The following is a 7766-nucleotide window of genomic DNA, read 5'->3' as shown; positions in this document are numbered from 1 at the left end:
GCTTGCGGGTCGGCGGCAACCTCGGCGCGGCCGACGTTTCCGTCGCCTCTGGCGCGATCATCGAGGGTACCGGCACGCTCGGCGGCCTCAGCATCCGAAGTGGTGGCCGCTTGGCTCCCGGCTACGATGCGATTGGTACGCTGTCGGCCAACGGCAACGTCCTGTTCGAGGCAGCCTCGACCTACCAGGTGAAGGCGGACGTCGCCGGCCACAGCGACCGGATTGTGGCGGGCGGCATCGCGACGTTGCGCGGCGGTCTCGTCGACGTGCAAGCGCAGGCCGGCACCTACCGCGCAAACACCACCTACACGATCCTCGACGCCGCGGGCGGCGTGAGCGCAGGATCTCACGCTGGCCGAACCGCTGGCGCAGATCATGGGGGATGATACGTCGAAAAAAGACCGTTTGTCGGCGACGGCGGAGGTGGGTGCGAGGCAAGGCAGGAATCCCTGCCGTCCGGACAAGTGGACCTCCCGAGTGGACCTGGACGGAGCGGTCGGCCCGGGCGGGTCCGAAAACAGCCGAGAAATCAACGGTCGGCTGAGAATCCTGAGCCTTTGGCTGGGGCGCCAGGATCCTGACCGAGCGCGCCCAAGCCGAAAACCCAAGCTTTATCAGGCGCCTGAGAACCCGGCCGCCGGAATCTTTGTAGCAGCCGAGTGGATTCCCTCACAAGCGAAAAGCGGGACGCATCCCGGTCGTCGTCCGGCTCGCAGGCGATCTGGGGAAGGGCGGTTGCAGCTCGAGACTCGGCCTTGCTGACCGCCTCCGGGTTACCCTTACCTAACGATCCTTCTCACTGGCAGGGGCTGCCGCGGATCATTCCAAGCCGACGGTCATTCGAGAGACGATCGCCCCGAACTCCGCAGCCCTGTCGTGGGGATACTCAAGATCGAAACAGTGGAGCGTGCCAGGCTTCCCGACCTTGCAGCGACGGTAGTAGATAAATGACGCTCGTCGGCCCGAAACGACGGCCACATTCGGCCGTTTCGCACTGTAGGTTTCACCTTCGCAGCGATCGCCACAGAGGTGGGCGTAAGGCGTCGTCCTCAGGCCTTCGACGCCGTAGATGGCGATCTCGATACCGGACGCAGCGGAGAAACGTATTCCGGTCGGTGGCCGTGAGGCGGCTCCCCCGCGGCCATCCGTCAGATCGGTGATGGCCGCGTCCGCCACGAGATGCGCGGGATACTCCGCCGAGGCCCCTGTCCGTGCGTTGGTATACCGCTTCCAGATAGCGGTACCGGCCGGGCTCCTTGACTCAGTTCCGGTACCTTTATGGATGGCTCTGCCCTGGCAGCGGGATGCTTTCGCTGACGTGTCGATGGTGGAACATTCCCCGGCCTGCGCCGTCGAAACGGCGAGGATGACGAAGCCCGTTGTCAGGGTGGGTCTCAGGATCCAGCGCATTCAGGCCTGCCTCGTTCTCGGAAATCCGCTCATGGGCCTTCCTCCTTCTCTGTCCGGCATCCGGCATCTTGGTCCGATGCTCGTGGATGCCGGGATCGATCGGTTCCGCTTCCTCGATCGACGAGCTCCGTGTCAGGCCTCTGGCCAGCGTTTCAGGCTGAGGCGATCGGCATAGGTTTGGATCTTCGCGGACCATGCCAGAGGCGAAAGCCAGCGCTCCGGGATTGCGGACAGGCCATACAGGGCCCCGGCGAGCTGCCCGGTGACCGCGCCCATGGTGTCGGCATCGTCGGCGAGGTTGACGGCCTTGATGAGCGCCGCCTCGAAGCTGTCCGTCGTCCCGACCGCCCAGAGAGCCGCCTCCAGCGTGTCGATCACGTAGCCGCTGGAGCGGATCCGGTCGCGGGTCCTGGCCCGCCACGAACCCTGCGCGATGGCCTCCACCTTCGGTGCCTCCGCCTCCGGATGAAGGGTGAGGTGGTCGCGCTCGTCGCTTTTCCAGATCCGCGGGAAGAGCGGGTCGCAGTCCGCTCCGATCCAGGCCCGGGGGCGCAGCACGTCGGCCTCGCCCAGGATCGCCGCGCGCAAGATCTGGACGAAGTAGGCGCAGGCCTCCACAGCCTCGGAGGCCCCGTGAGTCGTGCGGCCCTGATCCCGGGCGATACGATCGGCCGCCCAGGGATCGTCGAGGGCGAACACGGCGACGGGAGCGAGCCGCATCAGCGAACCGTTCCCGGCCGTTCGCGGGTCAGTTGAGCCAGCAAATACCGCGCCATCGGCCTCGTAGGAACTGAGCGCCTGCACGGTAGTCATCCCGATATCGAAGCAGGTGCCGGTGCAGGAATAGGCCCCTTCCCGCCACCAAGCGATGAAGCGCTCCATCAAGTCGGCCGGATCGAGAGTGCCGCAGGTGAACAGGCTGTCGGCGAGGGCGAGCGCCATGGCGGTGTCGTCCGTCCATTGCCCGGCTTGAAGCCCGAATGGACCGCCGCCCGTCATCTGCGTATGCACGGGCAGAGTGTCCCGGCGCGCGAACTCGAGCGTTGTGCCGAGAGCGTCCCCGACAGCTAGACCAATGAGGGCGCCACGAACGCGGTCAAACTCCAAAGAATGGGAGCGGAGGTAGGTCTCAACGTTCATCGAAGGCCTGGCCGAAAAGAGAGTGGTGAAGGTGCTTCAGGCCAAGCAGCCGGCTGTGCACAGCGTGTCGCGTGGCGACGGCCAGTAGGAGGTTGCGAGCTTGCAACCTCACGGGCCTCGATCCACGGCGATGTGCAGCCCCAATCCTTCGGACTGGGGCACCAGGCCTGAGCCGCGGGGCGGATATACGGAGAGCTGGAGCCTCCCGACGGCTAATAGGAACTTTGGCTAGGGTGCTAGAACCCTACCTATCGCCGCCAATCTGGAGAACCGAGCGTTATGTGGCATAAAGAGACCCGGATGACCACCTAGTATAGCAATTCTAGGCAAATACCTCCATCCCAACTGGCCGAGTGAAAGCGCAGCTCCCCACGGGCGGCAACCTATGATATCTGCCATTCGTGCGAGAGGGGGGGACGCGTGAGACGGCACACTAAGCAGGATCGCGACGATCGTTATACGAGCCGTCGCGACTACCAACAGACTCTCGAGAGCCTGAGCGACAGAATTTACAGCAGTGATCCAATTTCAACCATTCAACAAACTTTCACATGTGATCCAGCCACAGAGGTTCAAGCTCTCGGCTTCGGTGGGTACATAGCTACACCCGAAAGCAGCGAGTTGCTGATATCGATCCATACAACCTCATCCGTAAAACATAAGCGTTTTCAGAGCAGCCCGAGCTGGTCACGGGTCGGTTTGGCGTTTGAAGCAAGCCCAGGTGAAAGAATATTGGTGAATATCGAATTCAAGCAGCCTCAGAAATTCGTAGATATCTGGGGACTAACTTCGGGAGCTTGCCATTTTCCCGAAGGAATACAGCAGCACGATATCGTAGAGCTGAATCAGAGCCATCTAATGCCGGAGACGCTGTATCTTCAGCATGAAAATTCCCAGCATAACGATTACGGATACTTGAAGTTTGCTGCTCAGGCAGGGCAGTCAATCATATTAAAAAAGTGCTCATACTGCGCACGCCAGTTGCCAATTGGGCCCGGCCCAGCAGGGCGTCTTAGCTTTCACAAGCACAACGCTAAGGTGACTCAACACCAGAACGAATGCCGAGCATGCAAGAAATGGAGAATAAACGACTCGTTTAATCCTCTTAGAACGACGGACCAGTTGAATGAAAGCTCCATCATCACCAGAGAGCGTAAATTACTTCTTAGAGAGCCGGAAATTCTGCGATCGATCAAAGAGAGGAGTGGGCGCGGCTTAAAGAGCATTATCTGGGAAAAGTTCGGGAAAAGATGTTTTTACTGCGATAAGTTATTAGAGCTCAAAGAGGTCGAACTTGATCACACTCGGCCTTTGGCCTATTTGTGGCCGATCGATGAGCATGCAACTTGCCTATGCTCCGAGCACAACAATCACAAGAAAGATAAGTTCCCGGTAGAATTCTATAATCCCTCTCAGTTGCAGAGACTATCCGATATTACTGGCCTTCCAATGGCAGAGTTGACAGAACGCCAGGTTTGCCTACCTCAGCTTGATCGCATCCGCAGAAATATTGCCACATTCGCCAATTCGTGCGATCCTAGAGCTTTCAATGCTATAGCGCGGAAAGTTAAAGAAATACTACCTGAAGTTGAACTTTGGCAGGAACTGCGCGCAGCTAATTTGGGAATCTATCAGCGCGTGAAAAACGACGCTGATAGACGGCCCTCCGGAGATGAGGCTGCCAAGGCAGCTGCGGCATTGAACGAGCTAGATGCGCTCGAAGACTAGTATGATATGCTCGCTTGTCGTTCCCTTGTCGCGGATCCCATGCTTCTCGATGTGAGCAACGTCTTCAGTGATTGTCGACCGATGCTTCAGATACTTACTGCCAATGCTGACCAAACGAGCAGCCATATCGTAGGCTTTCGAACCACCTACATGGAGCAGTACGGGAGAGAACGGCTTGGTAACTGCACTACACATCGAGAAAAAATCGTTGTATACATCGAAATTCTTGCCCTGTTGTCGTTCTAGGAAATTGCGACTTGTCTGGTGAAAATCAGCTTGCGTCCACCCGCAGAACCACAGCCGCAGCCAATTCGGCCGATCAAATCTCATCCCAGGAAAGGGCGGCGAACAGATGACCGCGTCAACTTGAGTTGGCAGTAGATCGCTAAGTTGCCGAAAATCGCAGTTCCAAGACATTCCCGGCTTAAATTCGCTGGGGTAGACCAATGCAGCTAGACGCTCGCAGCGGGAAGAAAGCCTGCCCTCCAAGGACCTGTACTCGAAAGGGCCGCTCGGGCTGAATGGAGTGATCGGATGTGACGTTCTGGAAAGAGCGTACGGCCTATTCCCATGCAGGAGGTGAAGCAGACTCGCTTTTAGAAAAATTTGCACGTCCGTCAAATTATCTCTGCCAAAAATACGACGAGCTTTGAGAATTTCCTCGAGTGTCTTCGGGTGGTAGTAATCTTTGACAGTCGCATTTAGTCCAAATTCTGCAGCTGAAACATCGTCACTGTGAAGCGTTGCCTTTTCCAGTTGACTAAAAAATTCTACCAGTCCGAGTTTAAGTTCAACGGACGTAGGTGGAGCAAGTTTCGCGCGCGCAACCGTTGAAGCGAATGGGCTTAAATCACAGGAAAATGACCGACGTCCGAGCAGCGAACCCTCGAACGCAACAGTGCCGACTCCTCCTAATGGGTCTAACAAATGATCGTGTGCACCAGTAAAGTGCCGGACTAGCCAGTGAGCGAGTGCAGGTTTCAATTTGCCTTGATAAGAGCACAGAGAGTGCAGCGGATGCCCCCAGGCGCGGCTGCTGTACGGCTTCGCAGTATGAGGGAGCTGTGCGCTGAATGATCCTGAAATGTACTCTAGTGAAGTTTCGCGATCACGCAGCATGGGTAAAAGTCAGCTCTGATTGGATAAGCGGGGTCTTGTCACGCGAGTGACGACGAGCAAGCAGTTTTTCGCTTTGTAGCTTCAGGCCAGCAGCATTCGCCACACGAACAAGTATCTTATCCGTGGGCACATGCACGCCGTAGAATTTCGAGTCGCCGATATCCAGTATGATCCTTCCTCTGTCTGTGAGGTAAGACGAGCAGTTACTCAAGACATCATACATATCAGAGAAATATCCGCGCACCATCGCAGGGATTCGCAGGTCTGGACTGACTTGCTCAAGCTGTGATGCTACGGATTCTACTTCGTCGAAGCGGTGCGAGACGGGCCGTCCTTTCACCACGTTATTTATTCCGCATACCATACAAATTTTATTGAGTAGAGGAAGGTCATCCTCTGAGTCGATTAAGCCTGTAAGCCATAGCTCCAGCTTGGTGTTTCGTATATAGTTTGTGCCATTCAAATATGGTGGCGACGTGAGGACTAAGCTGACCTTTTTCTCCATATTGCTTTTTCTATGTCTACTGTCAGCCGTTGCAAATACTGCAGGCGCGTAGCGTACCGGAGCTAGATAGATGTCCTGTTCCATTTGGGCCAGCTTCTCTAGCACAGAGCTTCCTACGTTTACCGTTCGACCAATATACTCATCCGGCCGACGTCGCCGTAGATCCGCTCGCCGTGTCATATTCGAGCAAGAGACGGTGACGGAAGCAATCGCCAAAAGAAAGATTTGTTGAAATGCAGGATTGCGGGCGCCTACTTCTGGTAAGAAGTTCTTCAGAGCCTGAAGGTCCCTAATGTCTTTTTCCTCGAAAAAGTCGCGACCTGCGAAAGCACTATGATAAGTTCCGAGGTCCTGCATTTTAGCAGATTGCTGCAACGATCCATCACGGATCCAGCTCCTAAGCCGCGAAAGACTCTTCTGAAATTCAGGGAATTCCTTGTGCGCGATAAGCCGAGCATTTATCTTTGTTTCAGCTACGAAGCGCATAAATGGGTTGGCCTCTGAGAAAGCACTTGGTATGCCATTTAAAGAGGCTAGGAGATTTACTGTTCCGCTGCCACCGAACGGATCATAAACTATTCCGTCCTTTCCGTGCTCGCGGATCAACTCACTGATATACTTGGCAGAAAATCCCTCGACATACGGAAACCAGCCGTGGACTGGTAGCTTCTTGCTATCGCGGAATGTGAGTCCCAAGGTGCCGTTTTTCGAATTGACTGTGGCTACCTTCTCGGCCGGGAGGAATGACGACTGCTCCGGCAGGTGCGCCGTCTTTGCTCGCATCGATTGATACCCTTTCATGTGAGGGGGTGTTTCGCCTCCTCGACGGTCTACGCCTCCACCGCATCATAGCGTTCTCTGGCTGTTGAGTGTGTGGCTTTCATGGCCGACTCACAGCCGATTGGCGCTCGCACTTAGGGCTGCTGGCGTAGAGCGCAGGTTGCGAATGCGTGTAGGCGTTCTGGTCGAGGAGGGGCTTCGCGGTGGTGCCACCGATCTGCACGGGACCCGTGACATGAGGCGTGGGACCAAAACGGGAGACTCGACCCGGCAAACCGGAAATGGCGAGTGCGTGCGTCCATGATTCGCTCATTTTGTCAGATAGTTGGTAGCGTGCGCCGCTGCAGGTCGTTCAGTCGCTTTCTCTCCACGACCCTTATCCATCCCGAAACACCGATGAGCCGGCGGGGCACGGATAATCGGCAGCGTCGATCAGATCCCCCCGACGCGCTGGAATCAGGAAGGGTGTCCGTGGCGGCACACCTGATTAATGGTCGTGATACAGCCATCGATTGTTTCCCGAGGCTTCTCCGAACATGAAGCCAGCGTGACGAAGTTGGGCTCCGGCATCGTCGGCTCCTGCCAGGAGCGGCCGGTATCCGGATCGCGAGTGACATGGGGTACGGGGAGCGTCAGCAGGATCGCTGTGAGCGTCGAGCTCTGCGGGGATTTGGGGATGGCGTGCCGCATGGCGAGATCCTTCGGGGGCATGTTCGGAGTCGGCTCTGAGTAGGTCGACGAAGACGGAGCGCGGATTCCGAAGCGTTGTGAGACGCCCGGGTTTCGGGGTGGGCGGCGTGTTCGAAGTGGGGCACCTTGTTGCACTCCGGCGAGCCTGAACCGGGCAGGCCAGGGCTGGCTGCCGACCCAGGCGTTCGGTCACTTGCTGGAGCGATGGTCTACTGCCGGCGCCGTCTTCCGCTCACTGAGGCTGTCTGCCTTGTCACTGGGGCAGCCTGATCCGTGGCAGGCTTGGACGGCTCTCCGGCCGCTGAACCGGTGATCCGCTTCCGACCGATACGCCGATGAGAGGCGGGCTCTGGACCAGGTTGGGCTTCAGGTGCAGACGAGGGGGGAGTGGGGG

Annotated in this window: 6 protein-coding genes and 1 pseudogene; 2 read left to right on the top strand and 5 right to left on the bottom strand. The window is 57.4% G+C overall.

Annotation, left to right across the window (positions count from 1 at the left end; all coding sequences use genetic code 11):
• Positions 1 to 386 (top strand): annotated as a pseudogene (locus tag FV226_RS28225) (autotransporter outer membrane beta-barrel domain-containing protein); the annotation flags it as partial.
• A gap of 433 nt (positions 387 to 819) precedes the next feature.
• Here FV226_RS28225 and FV226_RS26150 read toward each other — a convergent pair.
• Both FV226_RS26150 and FV226_RS26145 read right to left on the bottom strand, forming a co-directional pair.
• Positions 820 to 1410, bottom strand: a complete 591-nt coding sequence (locus FV226_RS26150; RefSeq protein WP_147765217.1) for a hypothetical protein — start codon at positions 1408 to 1410, stop codon at positions 820 to 822.
• Positions 1411 to 1542: 132 nt separating this feature from the next.
• The gene (locus FV226_RS26145; RefSeq protein WP_147765216.1) at positions 1543 to 2550 is read right to left on the bottom strand and encodes an ADP-ribosylglycohydrolase family protein; all 1008 of its coding nucleotides are present in this window, start codon (positions 2548 to 2550) and stop codon (positions 1543 to 1545) included.
• Between the two features lie 420 nt (positions 2551 to 2970).
• On the opposite strand from FV226_RS26145, the gene FV226_RS26140 reads away from it, so the two are divergent.
• The gene (locus tag FV226_RS26140) at positions 2971 to 4278 is read left to right on the top strand and encodes a hypothetical protein (RefSeq protein WP_147765215.1); all 1308 of its coding nucleotides are present in this window, start codon (positions 2971 to 2973) and stop codon (positions 4276 to 4278) included.
• Here FV226_RS26140 and FV226_RS26135 read toward each other — a convergent pair.
• The 3 genes from FV226_RS26135 to FV226_RS26125 all read right to left on the bottom strand — a co-directional run bounded on the left by FV226_RS26135 (position 4258) and on the right by FV226_RS26125 (position 7372).
• Entirely contained in the window at positions 4258 to 5397 is a 1140-nt protein-coding gene (locus FV226_RS26135; protein WP_147765214.1) for a hypothetical protein, read from the bottom strand. The two genes, FV226_RS26140 and FV226_RS26135, sit on opposite strands and share 21 nt — an antisense overlap.
• Positions 5387 to 6703, bottom strand: a complete 1317-nt coding sequence (locus FV226_RS26130; RefSeq protein WP_147765213.1) for a restriction endonuclease — start codon at positions 6701 to 6703, stop codon at positions 5387 to 5389. The genes FV226_RS26135 and FV226_RS26130 overlap by 11 nt, the downstream gene beginning before the upstream one ends.
• A gap of 435 nt (positions 6704 to 7138) precedes the next feature.
• The gene (locus FV226_RS26125) at positions 7139 to 7372 is read right to left on the bottom strand and encodes a hypothetical protein (RefSeq protein ID WP_246691743.1); all 234 of its coding nucleotides are present in this window, start codon (positions 7370 to 7372) and stop codon (positions 7139 to 7141) included.
• Positions 7373 to 7766 lie beyond the last annotated feature (394 nt).

It is taken from the genome of Methylobacterium sp. WL12 (genome assembly GCF_008039475.1).
Classification (GTDB): Bacteria; Pseudomonadota; Alphaproteobacteria; order Rhizobiales; family Beijerinckiaceae; genus Methylobacterium; species Methylobacterium cerastii.
This window is presented reverse-complemented; position numbering and strand designations above follow the sequence as displayed.

Bases quoted from the DNA above. Each gene is read 5' to 3' on its own strand.
- FV226_RS26150 (WP_147765217.1), bottom strand. From the start codon at position 1,410: ATGCGCTGGATCCTGAGACCCACCCTGACAACGGGCTTCGTCATCCTC.
- FV226_RS26145 (WP_147765216.1), bottom strand. From the start codon at position 2,550: ATGAACGTTGAGACCTACCTCCGCTCCCATTCTTTGGAGTTTGACCGC.
- FV226_RS26135 (WP_147765214.1), bottom strand. From the start codon at position 5,397: ATGCTGCGTGATCGCGAAACTTCACTAGAGTACATTTCAGGATCATTC.
- FV226_RS26130 (WP_147765213.1), bottom strand. From the start codon at position 6,703: ATGAAAGGGTATCAATCGATGCGAGCAAAGACGGCGCACCTGCCGGAG.
- FV226_RS26125 (WP_246691743.1), bottom strand. From the start codon at position 7,372: ATGCGGCACGCCATCCCCAAATCCCCGCAGAGCTCGACGCTCACAGCG.